Source organism: Flammeovirga agarivorans, from assembly GCF_012641475.1.
Lineage (GTDB): Bacteria > Bacteroidota > Bacteroidia > Cytophagales > Flammeovirgaceae > Flammeovirga > Flammeovirga agarivorans.
This window is the reverse complement of sequence record NZ_JABAIL010000065.1, coordinates 1-838: the sequence shown is the minus strand read 5'-3', so window position 1 is coordinate 838 and position 838 is coordinate 1. Positions and strand designations below refer to the sequence as shown.

The following is an 838-nucleotide window of genomic DNA, read 5'->3' as shown; positions in this document are numbered from 1 at the left end:
CGTTGTAGAGCATTAAGATGAAAAGAGAAATAAATACATGTGTTGAATGTGAAAGTCAATATTATACTGACACGTCAAAAATGGCGGCCCTTTGTCCAGATTGTTCTCATTATTTATATGGATATGAAAACTGCTTTCATGTTATTTGTTATTGAGAATGGTAGATGTAAAAAATGTTACTGGAATGGGCAATCGTCTGAATATGTCAATGACCTAAAGAATGAAACCACAAATTAAATACATAGAGCTTAAATCTGGGTTTTCGGATAATGGCCCAGCTTGGATTGGAAAAGTAGAATTTTCAAAAAGTGGACAGACAGTATACTTCAATGGAAAATCATTAAAGAAACTAAAGTCTGGAGGAATATCAGGGAATCATTATGACTTAGAATCTAATGATGAATATTGGATTTCGGGTGTGAAAAAGAACGGACAAGACCGACATTGGGCTGGAGCCGGAAAAGTGATGATTGACAGAACCATAATCCAAGAATATTTGAAATTAGTTGACTTTGATATTATTGATGTTAATCATTTTGAGTTAGTTGATATCATTTCAACTGATAAACAGAAGTTCAAAGAAATTGAAAACGAACACTATACGGATGACGAACTCAATCCAGAATTAAGATTTAAAAAACCAAATGAATTAACAGATGATGAATTAGAATTCGTAATTCAAGACCTAAAAGAAGAAGAAGAGTCTTCTGCGTTTAACAAAGCCAGAAGGTCTTTCAAAAGAAGTCGATTAGAGTTCGAGGAAGAATTAGAAAATAGAAAAAACGCTCTACAACAAGGTGTAAAAATGCATTAAAACGCATTTTACACAAACCGTTGT

The 838-nt window shown here is 32.9% G+C and carries 1 protein-coding gene; it reads left to right on the top strand.

Annotated elements, in window-relative coordinates:
* The first annotated feature begins 220 nt into the window (after positions 1 to 220).
* Positions 221 to 814: a hypothetical protein gene (locus tag HGP29_RS28820; protein ID WP_211093454.1), complete on the top strand. Its 594-nt coding sequence runs from the start codon at positions 221 to 223 to the stop codon at positions 812 to 814.
* Positions 815 to 838: the final 24 nt, after the last annotated feature.

Bases quoted from the DNA above. Each gene is read 5' to 3' on its own strand.
- HGP29_RS28820 (WP_211093454.1), top strand. From the start codon at position 221: ATGAAACCACAAATTAAATACATAGAGCTTAAATCTGGGTTTTCGGAT.